The sequence below is a fragment of the Virgisporangium aurantiacum genome (assembly GCF_016863635.1).
Classification (GTDB): domain Bacteria; phylum Actinomycetota; class Actinomycetes; order Mycobacteriales; family Micromonosporaceae; genus Virgisporangium; species Virgisporangium aurantiacum.
Genome location: NZ_BOPG01000004.1, coordinates 107,068 through 121,605, shown reverse-complemented (window position 1 = coordinate 121,605; position 14,538 = coordinate 107,068). Strand labels below are relative to the sequence as shown.

Genomic DNA, 14,538 nt, shown 5'->3' with positions numbered 1-14,538 from the left:
GCGACCGTCCAGGACGGCTTTCCGCAGCGCGCAGACCTCTCGCTTCCGGCGAGGGGTTTTTTGTTGGCCAAAATCAGGAGCGTCAAATCCTTAAGGACGGACACCAATGCAGGTCTACGACACCACGCTGCGGGACGGGGCCCAGCGCGAGGGAATCACGTACTCGGTCGTCGACAAGCTCGCCGTGGCGCGGCTTCTCGACGAGTTCGGCGTCGGCTTCATCGAGGGCGGCTGGCCGGGCGCGCTGCCCAAGGACACCGAGTTCTTCCGCCGGGCGCGCACCGAGCTCAACCTCAGGCACGCCCTGTTCACCGCGTTCGGCTCCACCCGCAAGGCCGGCACCACCGCCGACAAGGACCCGCAGGTCAAGGCGCTGCTCGACGCCGAGACGCCGGTGGTGACGCTGGTCGCGAAGTCCGACGTGCGGCACGTCGAGCGGGCGCTGCGCACCACGCTGGAGGAGAACCTCGCGATGGTGCGCGACACCGTGGAACTGCTCGTCCGCGAGGGGCGCCGGGTGTTCCTCGACTGCGAACATTTCTACGACGGGTTCCACTTCAACCCCGACTACACGACGCTGGTGGCCTATACCGCGCTGGAGGCCGGCGCGGAGGCCTCGGTCATGTGTGACACCAACGGCGGCATGCTCCCGTCGATGGTCACCCGCGTGGTCGGCGACGTGGTCGAGCGGCTGACCGCGCTCGGCGTCACCGACCCCGTCACCCGGCTCGGCATGCACGCGCAGAACGACACCTCGTGCGCCGTCGCGAACACGATCGCCGCCGTCGAGGCCGGCGTGCCGCACTTCCAGGGCACCGCCAACGGCTACGGCGAGCGGCCCGGCAACGCCGACCTGTTCGCCGTCGTCGCGAACCTGCAACTCAAGCTCGGGCGGAAGGTCCTACCGGACGGATGCCTGGAACAGATGGTGCGCGTCTCGCACGCCATCGCCGAGATCGCCAACATCGCCCCGGACACCCACCAGGCATATGCCGGGTCGTCGGCCTTCGCCCACAAGGCGGGCCTGCACGCGAGCGCGATCAAAGTGGATCCGTTGCTGTACAACCACGTGGAACCCACGGTGGTCGGCAACGACATGCGGATCCTGGTGACGGAGATGGCCGGCCGGGCCAGCGTCGAGCTCAAGAGTCGCGAGCTGGGCGTGGATCTGGCCGGCCATCCCGAGGCGCTCGCCCGGGTCACCGACCAGGTGAAGCAACTGGAGGCGCAGGGCTGGTCGTTCGAGGCGGCCGACGCCTCGTTCGAGCTGATGATCCGGTCGGAACTCGGTGACGCCGCCGCGCAGCGCCCGTTCTCGCTGGAGTCCTACCGTGTCCTGGTCGAGCACCGGGAGGACGGCGCGGTCGTCTCCGAGGCGACCGTGAAGGTCCGCGTCCGCGGCGAACGGGTGATCGCCACCGCCGAGGGCAACGGACCGGTCAACGCGCTCGACAACTCGCTGCGGGTCGCGCTGACCAAGCACTTCCCCGAGCTCGCCGACTTCGAGCTCGCGGACTACAAGGTCCGCATCCTCGAAGGCAGCCACGGCACCGGCGCCATCACCCGCGTGCTGGTGGAGACGCGTGGCTCCGGCAAGGACTGGACGACCGTCGGCGTCCACGAGAACGTCGTGGAAGCGAGCTGGCACGCCCTCGTCGACGCGCTCACCTACGGTCTCGCGCGCACCTACGCCCTCGGGAGCACCAGCTCGGCGTAGAACGCCTTGTGGTCACTGCCTTTCACGCGGTACGGGCGGGCCGATCGGACGCCGATCCGGCGGTCCGCCAGCACCCGGTCGAGCGTGGTACCGGGGATGTACCACTTCTCGTCGTACGGCCACGTGGTCCGGAACCCGCTGCCGACCGTCGCCGCGGCGTCGCGGTAGCCGGTGTCGATGAGCCTCCGCAGCGCCGCGTGGTCGAGCGTCGCGTTGAAGTCACCGGCCAGGACGCGCAGCGGACCGTCCACTGTGGCCCCCGGCTGGTCGCGGAGATCCCGTTCCCAGTAGTCCATCCGATTCCGGTCCGACGGTGCCGTCGGGTGCACCGACTCGACCAGCACCCGGCCGGCGCCGGGAACGTCCACTGTGGCCTGTGCCTGCGTGAAGCCGCCACGGTGGACGCGCACGGACTTCTCCGTGATCGGATACCGGCTCAGCACGGCGGAACCCACGACGCCGTCCTGCGGGTAGAACGCCGCGTACGGCAGCACATCGGTGACGCCCGCCGCCTCCAGGCCGGCCTGGTCCTGCGGGGTGAACTCCTGCAACGCCAGCACGTCGACCTTCAGGCGGCGCACCAGCTCGAGCACCTGCCGCTCGTCACCGCTGCCCGCCAACAGGTTCGACGAGAGCACGCGCAGAACCGGGCCGTTCGCCGTGCGTCCACCATCGGGAATCGCGCGGGGAGCGACCACCGCGCAGAGCGCGGCGGCCGCGACCACCGCGACCGCACCAGCCACCCAGCGGCGGGTGGCCAGCGCGACGACCGCGACCACGACCGACCCGGCCGCGACATACGGCGTGAACGCCATGAGCTGCACCCACGGCCAGCCGCTCTCCCACCCGAAGACGCGGGTGGCCGACCAGCCCGCCGATCCCACGACGACTGTCCACAGGGCGACGGCGAGCACACGCTTAGCGACCGGGTTCACCCGGCCGACGGTAACTCACGCGGTAAACGCCCGATCGACAATGTCGATGAGGCGACGGCGCAACGGCGCGGACCGTTCGGCGAACGCCCGCTGCGCGGCGGCGTATTCGGCGCGGCCCTCGGTGGTTTCCACCCGCACCGGCGCGTAGCCGAGGCCGGCCAGGTCGTACGGGCTGGCGCGCATGTCGAGCGTGCGGATGTCGCGGGCCAGTTCGAAGCAGTCGACCACGGTCTCCGAACCGACTGTCGGCGCGAGCTTGTAAGACCACTTGTAGAGGTCCATGTTGGCGTGCAGGCACCCCGGTTGCTCGTTCTCGTGCTGGGTTTCGCGGGTGGGTTGCAGAAGGTTCAGCGGACGCGCCGGCGGCGTGAAGAACCGGAACGCGTCGAAGTGGCTGCAGCGCACGCCTTTCGCCTCGATCATCGCCGCGATCTCGGGCCGCGGCAGGCGGAGCGGCCAGGCGGTGTGCCGGATCTCCTGCTGGCCGAGCCGGTAGACCATGGCCCACTCGTGCAGGCCGAAGCAGCCGAGGTGCGGCGGTCGTCGTGCGGTGGCGACGAGGAGGTCGCGGATCCAGCCGACGGTCTGTCGCCGTTCCGGTGCCACGGTGGACGTGTCCGGGCGCCACTTCCGTAGCTGCGCCGGGCGGTACGAGTAGTAGGTGAAGAGGAAGTCCTCGACCGGGTGCTTGATGCCCTCTTTCCGGCGGCGCAGGTGGTCGCGCAGCAGAGCGTCGACCCGCTGCTCATGCTCCTCGACCGCGGACATCACGCGTCGAGCCTACGACTATGTTGTTGGCATGCGGTTCGCTCGGTTCGTGCACCCCGGTGGCATGTCGTTCGGCGTCGTCGAGGGCGAGGCCGGTGCGCCGGTCTCCGCGTTGACCGTCGCCGAGATCGACAAGATCCCGTTCGAGGAGGTCCGGTACACCGGCAAGCGGTGGGCCCTGCCCGACGTCCGGCTGCTCGCGCCGATCTTCTCCAGCAAGGTGGTGTGCGTCGGTCGCAACTACGTCGAGCACGCGCACGAACTCGGCAACGAGGTGCCGAAGGAACCGCTGATCTTCCTCAAGCCGTCGACGTCGGTGATCGGTCCCAACGACGCGATCCGGCTCCCTCCGCAGAGCAAGCAGGTCGACCACGAGGCCGAGCTCGCCGTGGTGATCGGCGTCGGCCCGGGCCCGGCCCGCCGCCTCGACCGCGCCGCCGCCGAGAAGGTCATCTTCGGCTACACCTGCGCGAACGACGTCACCGCGCGCGACCTGCAGAAATCCGACGGCCAGTGGACCCGCGCCAAGGGCTTCGACTCGTTCTGCCCGCTCGGCCCGTGGATCGTCACCGGCCTCGACGTCAGCGACCTCGAGGTGCGCTGCGAGGTCGGCCCGCCCGGCGCGGTGGCCGAGGTGCGCCAGCTCGGCCGCACCAAGGACCTGGTGTTCGACATCCCGACCCTGGTGTCGTACGTCTCACACGTGATGACCCTGCTCCCCGGCGACGTCATCCTCACCGGCACGCCGGCGGGCGTCGGCCCGCTGACCGCGGGTGACGCGGTGACCGTCCGCGTGGAAGGCATCGGCGAGCTGACCAACCCGGTGACGACCCTGGATTAGCGGAACCGATTTGGCCGGGCGCGGGGCGCCCTGTACAGTTTCTCTCCGGTGCTTCGGCGCCTATGGGGTATGGGGTAATTGGCAGCCCAACTGATTCTGGTTCAGTTAGTCTAGGTTCGAGTCCTGGTACCCCAGCGGCTGATGTTGTTCGTGAGGTGGCCTGATATTCTGGCCGGGAACAACAGCAGACTGGCAAGTTTCTAGGGCCCCGTCGTCTAGCGGCCTAGGACGCCGCCCTCTCAAGGCGGTAGCGAGGGTTCGAATCCCTTCGGGGCTACACATGGTGCGGCGCTCTCCCACTCGGTCGGGGAGCGCCTTTTGCGATCTCCGATCCGACCGGCTGGGCCGGTATCGTGAGGTGTCAGAAGAGGAGGTGCGATGACCACTGTGAGTGTGCGCCTACCGGCCGCTGCGCGGCCGCTGACTCTCGACGATGTCGCCGAACTCGCCGAGCGCGATCCCGACCACCGCTACGAGCTACAGGAAGGGAACCTCCTCATCATGCCTCCGCCCGACGCCGAACATGCGGAGATGAGCGTCCGGATCAGCGCCTGGTTGTTCGCCAACGGATATCAAGGGCGGGTTCTCGCAACCCCCGGAGTCCGCGTTGGCAACTCTGGTCGGAGCCCGGACGTCGTTGTGCTGGTCGCCCCGAGTTCGGTCCGCACCGTGTGGATCGAGCCGGCCGACGTGTTGCTGGCGATCGAGATCGTGTCGCCGGGTTCGATGGAACTCGACCGGCACACCAAGCCGCGTGAGTACGCCGCGGCGAAGATTCCGAACTTCTGGCGGGTCGAGCGCGAGGGCGCCGCCACCGTGCACTTCTTCGGCCTCGGCACGGGTGCCGACGGCTCACCCACCTACGTGCCGCGCGGTACGGCACTGCTCGACGACCTGCTCACCGGGCCGGTGCCCAACCTCATCCCGGCGGGGTGAGCGCGGGCCTCAGAGGCCCGAGAGGCGTTGGCCGGCGCGTACCACGGCCATCGCGTGGCGGTCGCCGGGGCGGCGGCCCAGCCGTTCGATCGGGCCGCTCACGCTGATCGACGCGATGACGCGGCCGGTCCGGTCGCGGATCGGGGCGGAAACGCTTGCCACGCCGGGTTCGCGTTCGGCGACGCTCTGCGCCCAGCCGCGGCGGCGGACCTCGGCCAGCGTGCGGCCGGTGAACTTGCAGCGGGGGAGCAGCGGCATCACGGCCTCCGGCGGCTCCCACGCCAGCAGCACCTGCGCGGCGGAGCCGGCGGTCATCGGCAGGACGGCGCCGATCGGGACGGTGTCGCGGAGGCCGCTCGCGCGTTCGGCGGCGGCCACGCAGATGCGTTCGTCGGCCCGGCGCAGGTACAGCTGGGCGCTCTCGCCGGTGGCGTCGCGCAGGGCGGTGAGGATCGGCTCGGCCGCGGTGAGAAGGATGTCGGGGGCGGCGTTGGCCAACTCGCCGAGCCGCGGCCCCGGGCGCCAGCGGCCCTGGGCGTCGCGGACGAGCATCCGGTGGATCTCCAGCGCCTGTGCGAGGCGGTGCGCGGTGGCCCGCGGGAGCTTGGTTCGCTCGACCAGTTCCGCGAGGCTGGCGCCGTCGACGCAGGCGGCCAGGATGGTCACCGCCTTGTCGAGGACGCCGACGCCGCTCATACTGTGTCCCACAAGCCGAAACTTACCTCCCAAATTTTAGGATGTCCAGATGTCGGGAGAACAGTCACCGCGCACTCTCGCGCAGAAGGTATGGGACGCCCACGTCGTCCGCGAGGCCGACGGGGAACCGGACCTGCTCTACATCGACCTGCACCTGTTGCACGAGGTCACCAGTCCACAGGCGTTCGACGGCCTGCGGATGGCGAACCGTCCGGTCCGCCGCCCGGACCTGACGATCGCCACCGAGGACCACAACACGCCCACCGACAACCTGCTCACGATCTCCGATCCGATCTCGCGCACGCAGATCGAGACGCTGCGCAAGAACTGCGCCGACTTCGGGATCAGGCTGCACCCGCTCGGGCACGAGCAGCAGGGGATCGTGCACGTGATCGGGCCGCAGTTGGGCCTCACGCAGCCGGGCATGACGATCGTGTGCGGCGACTCGCACACCGCGACGCACGGTGCGTTCGGCGCGCTGGCGTTCGGCATCGGCACCAGCGAGGTCGAGCACGTGCTGGCCACGCAGACGCTGCCGCAGGCGAAGCCGAAGCAGATGGCCGTCACCGTCACCGGTGAACTGCCGGACGGTGTCACCGCGAAGGACCTCGTGCTGACGCTCATCACGCAGGTCGGCACCGGCGGCGGACGCGGGCACGTGGTCGAGTACCGCGGCCCCGCCATCGAGAAGCTCTCGATGGAAGGCCGCATGACGATCTCGAACATGAGCATCGAGTGGGGCGCCAAGGCCGGGCTCATCGCACCGGACCAGACCACCTACGACTATCTCAAGGGACGCGAGCACGCGCCGGAGGACTGGGACGCCGCGGTCGCCTACTGGGAGAGCCTGCGCACCGACGAAGGTGCGGTGTTCGACACCGAGGTGGTGCTGGACGCGTCCACACTGACGCCGTTCGTCACCTGGGGCACCAACCCCGGGCAGGGCGCGCCCTTGGACGCGACCGTGCCCGACCCGGAGTCGTTCACCGACCCGGTCGACCGCACGGCCGCCACCCGCGCGCTGGAGTACATGGACCTGACGGCCGGCACGCCGCTGCGCGACATCTCCGTCGACGTCGTGTTCCTCGGCTCCTGCACCAACGGCCGCATCGAGGATCTGCGCGCGGCCGCCGACGTCCTGCGTGGGCGCAAGGTCGCCGACGGCGTGAGGATGTTGGTGGTTCCCGGCTCCGCGGTGGTGCGGGCGCGAGCCGAGGAGGAGGGCCTGCACGAGGTGTTCACCGCGGCGGGCGCGGAGTGGCGGTTCGCCGGGTGCTCGATGTGCCTCGGCATGAACCCCGACACGCTGAAGCCCGGCCAGCGCTCGGCGTCCACGTCGAACCGCAACTTCGAGGGACGCCAGGGCCGCGGCGGACGCACCCACCTGGTGTCGCCGCCGGTGGCCGCGGCGACCGCTGTGGCCGGTCACCTCGCCGCACCCGCGGATCTGTAAGGGAGATCACGATGGAGAAGTTCACCGTCCACACTGGAACGGCTGTGCCGCTCAGGCGGTCCAACGTGGACACCGACCAGATCATCCCGGCGGAGTACCTGAAGCGGGTCACCCGCACCGGTTTCGCCGACGGCCTCTTCAACGCCTGGCGCGGCGATCCGGCCTTCGTGTTGAACGACCAGGCCTACGTCGGGGCCACGATCCTGGTGGCCGGACCCGAGTTCGGCACCGGCTCGTCGCGGGAGCACGCCGTCTGGGCCCTGCAGGACTGGGGCTTCCGGGCAGTTGTGGCTCCCCGTTTCGGGGATATTTTTCGGGGGAACTCCCTCAAGGGCGGGCTGCTGCCCGTGGAGCTACCCGCCGAGGCCGTCACGGAGCTGTGGGACACCATTGAGGCCGACCCGAAGGTATCGGTAACCGTCGATCTTGAAAGTCGCAAAGTCGTTGTGGGACAACGGTCCTGGGACTTTCCGCTCGACGATTTCAGCCGCTGGCGGCTGCTCGAAGGGCTCGACGACATCGGCCTGACGCTGCGCCACGAGGCCTCGATCGACGCCTTCGAGGGCACCCGGGAGACCTGGTTTCCGGTCGTTTCCTAGGCTTTCAGCGGGCCTCGGCGAGAAATTCGTTAGGACACAAGGATTTCTTTTCCGCTTTATGTTTGTATCCTGCTCACAAGGGCCATACGTTGCGCGAAGGGATGACTCGCGCGAGTCCAGCCACTGTGTATCGGAGGAAGAACGTGAACAAGGCCGAGCTCGTTGAAGCGCTCGCCGTCAGTCTCGGAGACAAGAAAGCGGCCACTGCCGCCCTTGACGCCGTGCTGAAGGAGATCCAGAACGCGGTCACCAAGGGCGACCGCGTTGCCATCACCGGCTTCGGTGTCTTCGAGAAGCGGGTTCGTGCGGCCAGAACCGCCCGCAACCCCCGCACCGGCGAAGCGGTGAAGGTGAAGAAGACCTCGGTCCCGGCGTTCCGTCCGGGTGCCGGGTTCCGTGAGCTGGTTGCCAGCGGCAAGGTCCCGAAGGTCGCCGCGGCCAAGAAGACCGCCGCCGCCAAGAAGACCACCGCGACGGCCAGCAAGGCCGCGCCGGCCAAGAAGGCTCCGGCGACGAAGGCCGCGGCCACCAAGGCCACGGCTGCCAAGAAGACGACGGCCAAGGCCACTCGCGCGGCCGCCACGCCGGCGAAGCGCACCACGACCGCCAAGGCCGCTCCGCGCAAGCGGGCCTAGTAGTTCCGGATTTCTGGCTCGGGGGCCACAACTCACTGCAGGAGTTGTGGCCCCCGGCCGCGTCTTCAGGTCCGGCTGCTCAACCAGGCGGACATTGTTCGTACTCCCACGCCTATGGCCTGCTCATCAGGGTCGAACGTGGGGAAGTGGGGATAGGCCGTCTCTATCGGGGAACCCGGGCGGCGGACGCCGACAAAGGTGAACGTGCCGGGGATCCGGTCGAGGAAGAGCGCGAAATCCTCGCCGTTGAACGGTACCGAGGCGTGCAGCGTGGTCACCCCCTTGGCGCCGAGCGTCCGCCGGAGGAAACCGGCCTGCTCCCGGCCGTTCCGTTCGGGTACCACCATCGCGGGGAAAGGGTCGGTCGGAAATGCCACCGAGGCCGGGCCAGAGGAGTTCGCGAGGCGGGTGATGCTCGCGCGAATCTCTTCGTAACGGTTCTCGGGCCAGCATCGGTAGGAGACCTGTACCTGGGCGTCCACCGCTCGTGCACCGATGGACACGAAGCGGGCCAGCGGCGTGCCCGGCGTCTGCAGGTCGGCCACCAGGCGTTCGAGGTCGGCGGGTGTGGCGGGCTGAGACACCGTTCTCAGGTTTGTGATCGCGGTGGCCAGCGCCTGTGCCCGGGCCGGTGCGTCGGGCCCGGTGAGCGTCACGACGCCGCGATCCTGGCCGGGCAGGCCGAACCCGGGCATGACCGCGAACTGCCCGACCGGGAACGGGCCGCAGTGCAACGCGTGGATCTCGGCCGGCCGGACGGCGTCGAACACACCGTCGGCGAGCATCGCGGCGGCGCCGGCGAGCGACTCCTCGGCCGGCTGGAAGACGAACATCACGGTGCCGGAAAGCCTGCGCCGCCGGCGCGCGAGCAGTTCCGCCACTCCCACCCCGATGGTGGTATGGAGGTCGTGGCCGCACAGGTGGGCCGCCTCCGTACCGCCGCCGACCTGGCCGCTCGGCGGCACGGCGTCCATGTCGGCCCGGTAGGCGACCGTCCGGCCGCGCCGGGCGCCCCTGAGGACACCGACCACCCCGTGTCCACCGATGCCCGTGGTGACCTCGAGGCCGGCCGCACGGAGCCGGCGCGCCACGAGGCCGGCGGTGCGCACCTCGTTGCCCGCGGTCTCCGGATGGCTGTGCAGGTCGCGCCGGAACGCGACGAGGTCGTCGGCACCCGACGCGAGAGCCGGCCCGGCCAGACCCGGAAGGGCGATACCCACGGCGCTTCCGACGGCGCCGCCCAGAACCACTCGACGACCGATGACGCGTCTCCCCGACATGGCATTCCTCCCGCTCGATCCGTTGTGGACGAGCGTGCCGGAGAGGCCGGATGAACACAGTGACGGCAACACCCGTCTCCGCGGTGACGCCAGCGGTACTAGACGGCCGGGGTTCTCAGATCCAGATGGGCGGTCGACGCGATCTCGCCGGACGCCGCGAACGCCAGCACCCACGCCGTGCCCTTGGGGGTGGGCGGCTCGCCGCCCGGGCGGACGGACGCGATCAGCGGCCGGATCAGCCCGCCCTGGCTGCACACAACGGCCGCCTGCGTGGCCTGAGCGAGCTCCTGCAGCGCGTGCAGTGCCTCCTCGGGGTCTCCGGCCTCCGCGAAGCGTCCGTCGACCTCAAGGCGCAATCCGAGCCGTTCCGCCGCCGGGGCGACGGTGTCGCGGCACCGCACGGCCGGCGCGCTGAGCACGCGCTCCGGCTCGAACAGGGTCAGCAGCGGCGCGGCGGTCTCCGCGTCGCGGCGTCCGTTCTCGTCGAGGGGGCGTTCGTCGTCGGGGCCCGACCAGCCCTCGCGGCGGCCGGCATGGGCGTGCCGCACCAGCACCACCACGCCGGTGACCGGCGGAAGGGCCACGAACGAGGCCACCACGCCGCGGTCGTGCGCGTAGGTCAGGCGGTCGCGGGCCGTCGCCAGTGGCACCCACTGCAGGACGTCGACCTCGTGGTCGGGCTCGTGGCCGTGGTCGGCGGAGCAGCGCATCGACCAGTACTCGACCTGCTTCTCCACGCCGGGGTCGCCGGTGAGGTAGCTGACCGAGCGCAGCCGCGCCTGCGGCACACCCCGGACGCCCGTCTCCTCGTGTACCTCGCGCACCGCGGCCGTCAGCCGGTGCTCGCCCGGGTCGAGCTTTCCCTTGGGCAGGCTCCAGTCGTCGTACCGCGGGCGGTGCACCAGCAGGATCTCGGCGTCGCCCTCCGGACGCCACCGGTACACCACCCCGCCGGCGGCCAGAACGATCTGGTTCACGAGCGCAGCCAGCCGGTGTGTTCCGGGGTGTCGGCGAGCGCCCACGCGGCCGGGAACCGCTCGCGGGCGCGGCGCACCGCCGCCCGTTCCCGCTCGACCAACCGGCCGGCGGCCACCGCGAGCGCGTGATCGTCCACATCGGACCGCGCGATCGCCAACCACGTCTCGGCCGCGATCGCCGCGTCCTGGTGCTCCCCGAGCAGTTCCTGTACCTCCGTCAACGATTCACCCAGCGCGGCGGCGGAGCCACCGATCAGCTTGGCGACGGACTCGACAGCGTACCGGGCGCGCTTGGCCCGGATCCGCACCGAGTGCCAGTCGTCGTCGAGGCCGAGCACGTCGAGGTCGCCGGCGCCGACCCGGCCGCGGCCGGAGGTGCTGAGCTGCCGCCACGGCCGGGCCACCAGCCTCGTGAGGGCGACGTCCGCCTTCTCCTCGGCCGCCGCGCCCAGTTGCGGTTCGCGCGCGGCCTCCACGAGGACGTCGAGGAGCGTGGCGTACCGCTCCGAGCCGAGCACGTTCTCCAGCGCCTGCAACGCGTCCTCGTGCCGGGCGGCGAGGTCGGCGTCGAACCGGGCGACGGCCGCCGGGTCGAGCGGCGCGACCGGATCGGCGCCGGCCGTGCGCTGCAACCGTTCCCGGAGCACCTCGGCGTCGCGGGCGACCCCCAGCACCTCGGCCAGCCAGCTCGCGCCGGCCCGCAGGTTGTCGGACCACTGGGGGTCCAGCAGCGGTTTGAACGTACGGAGGTCGCTGCGCAACCGGCGGCAGCCGACCCGCATCTGGTGCACGGGGGTGTCGCCGTCCGGCATCGCGGTGCGCAGGCGCAGGTACGGATCGGCTTGAAAGATCTTCTCGATGTGCTTGCGCACCGCGGTGACCACGATGTCGCCGGCGGTCGGCCGGCCCCCCGACGACGGAGCGGTCGGCGGGGTCAGATCGGGCGGTGCGGCGGCCCGCTCGCCCATCGCGCGGGCGTGCTTGGGGAGGAACGCGCCCCGGTTCGCGCCGGCGTCGACCAGGATCGCCTCGATCCGGTCGAGCAGTTTGGTGCCGCCTTCCTTGCGTTCCACCTCGATCTCGCGGAACTGCGAGGTGACGTCGCGGCCGTCGAGCACGCTGACCGTGTCGTCGGCGACCTCGACGAGCACCTCACCGGTGCGGCTGCGCAACTCGTACGCCCGGCGCACCGTGCGGATGGTGACCGCCGGAACGAGCGGCGCGCCCCGGTGGTACGCGGTCAGCAGGGTCACCAGCTCGGCCGGCATCGTCCCCTTGGTGCCGTCGCGGTTGATCTCGTCGCGCGCCTCGGCCGCGCCCGACGTCGGCAGCTTGACCGTCCACGGCGGCTTGCCGCGTTCGCCGCTGCGGTACCGCACGGAGATGCCGGCGCGGGCCAACCGCGCGGTCTCGGTGTCGTAGTAGGTCGCGCGCAGCGTCTTCGGCGGCAACGGGACGACCGTGCCGCCCTTCGGCAGCGCCTCGGTCAACAACGGCAACCGGAAAGCCGTGTCGACGTCGTACTTGCGCTCCTCTTCCAGCATTCAGTCACCCCTGCCGACGATGCGACGGATCAACGCCTCCTGCGGGTTCTGCAGCGGTCCACCGTCGGGATCGGCGACGCGTCGCCGCCATTCACCGTCGGCATGCAGTTCGAACGCGCTGGTCTCCCCGCTCATGCACAGGGTGATTATCCGGCCCAGGTGCTCGCGGGCGTCGGCGTCGGTCACCCGGACGAGCGCCTCGACGCGCCGGTCGAGGTTGCGGTGCATGAGGTCGGCCGAGCCGATCCACCACTCGGCGGTCTCGCCGTCGGCGCCGAACCGGAACACCCGCGAGTGCTCCAGGAACCGGCCGAGGATCGAGCGCACCCGGATGTTCTCCGACAGCCCCGGCACCTGCGGCTTGAGCGTGCAGATCCCGCGGACCACCAGGTCGACCTTCACCCCGGCCTGGCTCGCCCGGTACAGCGCGTCGATGATCTCCTCGTCGACGAGCGCGTTCGTCTTGATCTGCACCAGGCCCGGCGTACCCGCCGCGGCCTGCTCGGCCTCGCGTTCGATCCGTTCGATGAGGCCGCTGCGCACACCGTGCGGCGCGACCATGAGCCGCCGGTACGCGGTCTGCCGGCTGTACCCGGTGAGCACGTTGAACAGGTCGGTGAGGTCGGCACCCACCTCGGTGTCGGCGGTCAGCAGGCCGAAGTCCTCGTACATGCGGGCGGTCTTCGGGTGGTAGTTGCCGGTGCCGATGTGGCAGTAGCGGCGGATCTGGTTGCCCTCCTGCCGCACCACCAGCGCCGTCTTGCAGTGCGTCTTGAGACCCACCAACCCGTAGACGACGTGGCAGCCGGCCCGCTCCAGCATCCGCGCCCAGCCGATGTTGGCCTGCTCGTCGAAGCGGGCCTTCAACTCGACGAGCACCACCACCTGCTTGCCGGACGCCGCGGCGTCGACCAGCGCGTCGACGATCGGCGAGTCACCCGACGTGCGGTACAGCGTCTGCTTGATCGCCAGCACGTTCGGGTCGGCGGCGGCCTGCTCGATGAACCGCTGCACGCTTGTGTTGAACGAGTGGTACGGGTGGTGGACCAGGATGTCGTTGTCGCGCAGGCGGGCGAACACGCTGCGCGGTGTCTCGCCCTCGGCGAAGTACGGGTGGGTGGCCGGCACGAACGGCTTGTCCTTGAGATCAGGCCGGTCGACGTCCTCGAACACCTGCCACAGCGCGCTCAGGGCGAGGAGACCGGGCACCCGGATCACGTCGTGCATGTCGACGTCGAGCTCACCGACGAGCACGTCGAGCACGTGGTCGGAGATCGACGCGGCGACCTCCAGCCGCACCGGCGGGCCGAACCGGCGGCGGGCCAGCTCCCGCTCCAGCGCCTGCAGCAGGTCCTCGTCGCGGTCCTCGTCGAGCTCCACCTCGGCGTTGCGGGTGACGCGGAACACGTGGTGCTCCACCACTTGCATCCCGGAGAACAGCGAACCGAGGTGCGCGGCGATCAGCTCCTCCACCGGCAGGAACCGGAACACCCGTCCGGCGTTGTCGCCGACGGACACGAACCGCGGCACGTTGTTCGGCACCTTCACCCGGGCGAACAGCTCCGGCCCGCCGTCCGGGTCGCGCACCACCACCGCGAGGTTCAGCGACAGGCCGGAGATGTACGGGAACGGGTGGGCCGGGTCGACCGCCAGCGGCGTGAGCACCGGGAAGATCTTCGCCTGGAAGTACCGGCGCAACTGGGTGCGCTCGGCGGTGTCGAGGTCGCGCCAGCGCACGAACTCGATGTTCTCGTCGACGAGCGCGGGGCCCACGTCGTCGGTGAAGCACTGGGCGTGCTGCGCCATCAGCTCCGACGACTGCACCGCGATGCGTTCCAACTGCTCGCGGGGGAGCAGGCCGTCGGTGCCGCGCACCGGTAGGCCCATCTGCATGCGTCGCTTCAGGCCGGCGACGCGCACCATGTAGAACTCGTCGAGGTTGCCGGCGAAGATCGCGAGAAACTTCACCCGCTCCAGCAGCGGCGTGCGCGGGTCCTCGGCGAGCGTCAGCACCCGGGCGTTGAAGTCGAGCCAGGACAGTTCCCGGTTCGAGTACCGGTCGGCCGGCAGTTCCGGAAGATCGGGTGCGGCGTCGGGGTCGTTCCGCGGCGCTTCGGTCAGCACCGGCTCCGGCGCCTGCGCCGCCACGGGTTCGGA

At 70.3% G+C, this 14,538-nt stretch carries 12 protein-coding genes, 2 tRNA genes and 1 pseudogene; 8 read left to right on the top strand and 7 right to left on the bottom strand.

Features of this window, described 5'->3' with window-relative positions:
* The first annotated feature begins 106 nt into the window (after positions 1 to 106).
* A complete protein-coding gene (gene cimA, locus Vau01_RS03025) occupies positions 107 to 1,717 on the top strand; it encodes a citramalate synthase (protein WP_203986842.1) in 1,611 nt (536 codons plus the stop codon).
* Here cimA and Vau01_RS03020 read toward each other — a convergent pair.
* The gene (locus Vau01_RS03020; protein WP_239151260.1) at positions 1,687 to 2,652 is read right to left on the bottom strand and encodes an endonuclease/exonuclease/phosphatase family protein; all 966 of its coding nucleotides are present in this window, start codon (positions 2,650 to 2,652) and stop codon (positions 1,687 to 1,689) included. The genes cimA and Vau01_RS03020 overlap by 31 nt on opposite strands.
* Before the next feature lie 15 nt (positions 2,653 to 2,667).
* Positions 2,668 to 3,420, bottom strand: coding sequence for a 3-methyladenine DNA glycosylase (locus Vau01_RS03015; RefSeq protein WP_203986997.1), 753 nt, complete (start codon positions 3,418 to 3,420; stop codon positions 2,668 to 2,670).
* A gap of 31 nt (positions 3,421 to 3,451) precedes the next feature.
* Here Vau01_RS03015 and Vau01_RS03010 point away from each other — a divergent pair, with 31 nt between their 5' ends.
* The 4 genes from Vau01_RS03010 to Vau01_RS02995 all read left to right on the top strand — a co-directional run bounded on the left by Vau01_RS03010 (position 3,452) and on the right by Vau01_RS02995 (position 5,197).
* On the top strand, positions 3,452 to 4,261 hold the full coding sequence (locus tag Vau01_RS03010) for a fumarylacetoacetate hydrolase family protein (protein ID WP_203986840.1): 810 nt from the start codon (positions 3,452 to 3,454) through the stop codon (positions 4,259 to 4,261).
* A gap of 63 nt (positions 4,262 to 4,324) precedes the next feature.
* Positions 4,325 to 4,396 (top strand) — tRNA-Gln (locus tag Vau01_RS03005).
* A gap of 69 nt (positions 4,397 to 4,465) precedes the next feature.
* Positions 4,466 to 4,538, top strand: a tRNA-Glu gene (locus tag Vau01_RS03000).
* A 101-nt stretch (positions 4,539 to 4,639) separates the two neighbouring features.
* Positions 4,640 to 5,197, top strand: coding sequence for a Uma2 family endonuclease (locus tag Vau01_RS02995; RefSeq protein WP_203986838.1), 558 nt, complete (start codon positions 4,640 to 4,642; stop codon positions 5,195 to 5,197).
* A gap of 9 nt (positions 5,198 to 5,206) precedes the next feature.
* Here the strand turns inward: Vau01_RS02995 and Vau01_RS02990 are convergent, their stop codons facing one another.
* Positions 5,207 to 5,893, bottom strand: coding sequence for an IclR family transcriptional regulator (locus tag Vau01_RS02990; protein WP_203986995.1), 687 nt, complete (start codon positions 5,891 to 5,893; stop codon positions 5,207 to 5,209).
* A 49-nt stretch (positions 5,894 to 5,942) separates the two neighbouring features.
* On the opposite strand from Vau01_RS02990, the gene leuC reads away from it, so the two are divergent.
* The 3 genes and pseudogenes from leuC to Vau01_RS02975 all read left to right on the top strand — a co-directional run.
* Complete coding sequence (gene leuC, locus Vau01_RS02985; protein WP_203986836.1) at positions 5,943 to 7,346, top strand: 3-isopropylmalate dehydratase large subunit; 1,404 nt, start codon at positions 5,943 to 5,945, stop codon at positions 7,344 to 7,346.
* Positions 7,347 to 7,357: 11 nt separating this feature from the next.
* A complete protein-coding gene (leuD, locus tag Vau01_RS02980) occupies positions 7,358 to 7,945 on the top strand; it encodes a 3-isopropylmalate dehydratase small subunit (RefSeq protein WP_203986834.1) in 588 nt (195 codons plus the stop codon).
* A gap of 143 nt (positions 7,946 to 8,088) precedes the next feature.
* A pseudogene (locus tag Vau01_RS02975) lies at positions 8,089 to 8,574 on the top strand (HU family DNA-binding protein); the annotation flags it as partial.
* A gap of 71 nt (positions 8,575 to 8,645) precedes the next feature.
* Here Vau01_RS02975 and Vau01_RS02970 read toward each other — a convergent pair.
* The 4 genes from Vau01_RS02970 to Vau01_RS02955 all read right to left on the bottom strand — a co-directional run bounded on the left by Vau01_RS02970 (position 8,646) and on the right by Vau01_RS02955 (position 14,505).
* Positions 8,646 to 9,800, bottom strand: coding sequence for a M20 metallopeptidase family protein (locus Vau01_RS02970; RefSeq protein WP_239151259.1), 1,155 nt, complete (start codon positions 9,798 to 9,800; stop codon positions 8,646 to 8,648).
* 158 nt (positions 9,801 to 9,958) lie between these two features.
* Positions 9,959 to 10,837 carry an NUDIX hydrolase gene (locus Vau01_RS02965; protein ID WP_203986827.1) on the bottom strand — a complete coding sequence of 293 codons (879 nt, stop codon included), beginning with the start codon at positions 10,835 to 10,837 and terminating at the stop codon, positions 9,959 to 9,961.
* Positions 10,834 to 12,381: a CYTH and CHAD domain-containing protein gene (locus Vau01_RS02960; RefSeq protein ID WP_203986824.1), complete on the bottom strand. Its 1,548-nt coding sequence runs from the start codon at positions 12,379 to 12,381 to the stop codon at positions 10,834 to 10,836. The genes Vau01_RS02965 and Vau01_RS02960 overlap by 4 nt, the downstream gene beginning before the upstream one ends.
* Positions 12,382 to 14,505 carry an RNA degradosome polyphosphate kinase gene (locus tag Vau01_RS02955; RefSeq protein WP_373320160.1) on the bottom strand — a complete coding sequence of 708 codons (2,124 nt, stop codon included), beginning with the start codon at positions 14,503 to 14,505 and terminating at the stop codon, positions 12,382 to 12,384.
* Between the last annotated feature and the right edge of the window lie 33 nt (positions 14,506 to 14,538).

What these genes read in the sequence shown, in the direction of transcription:
- Vau01_RS02995 (WP_203986838.1), top strand. Translation starts at nt 4,640, where the DNA reads ATGACCACTGTGAGTGTGCGCCTACCGGCCGCTGCGCGGCCGCTGACT.
- Vau01_RS02990 (WP_203986995.1), bottom strand. Translation starts at nt 5,893, where the DNA reads ATGAGCGGCGTCGGCGTCCTCGACAAGGCGGTGACCATCCTGGCCGCC.
- Vau01_RS02960 (WP_203986824.1), bottom strand. Translation starts at nt 12,381, where the DNA reads ATGCTGGAAGAGGAGCGCAAGTACGACGTCGACACGGCTTTCCGGTTG.
- Vau01_RS03010 (WP_203986840.1), top strand. Translation starts at nt 3,452, where the DNA reads ATGCGGTTCGCTCGGTTCGTGCACCCCGGTGGCATGTCGTTCGGCGTC.
- leuC (WP_203986836.1), top strand. Translation starts at nt 5,943, where the DNA reads ATGTCGGGAGAACAGTCACCGCGCACTCTCGCGCAGAAGGTATGGGAC.
- cimA (WP_203986842.1), top strand. Translation starts at nt 107, where the DNA reads ATGCAGGTCTACGACACCACGCTGCGGGACGGGGCCCAGCGCGAGGGA.
- Vau01_RS03015 (WP_203986997.1), bottom strand. Translation starts at nt 3,420, where the DNA reads ATGTCCGCGGTCGAGGAGCATGAGCAGCGGGTCGACGCTCTGCTGCGC.
- leuD (WP_203986834.1), top strand. Translation starts at nt 7,358, where the DNA reads ATGGAGAAGTTCACCGTCCACACTGGAACGGCTGTGCCGCTCAGGCGG.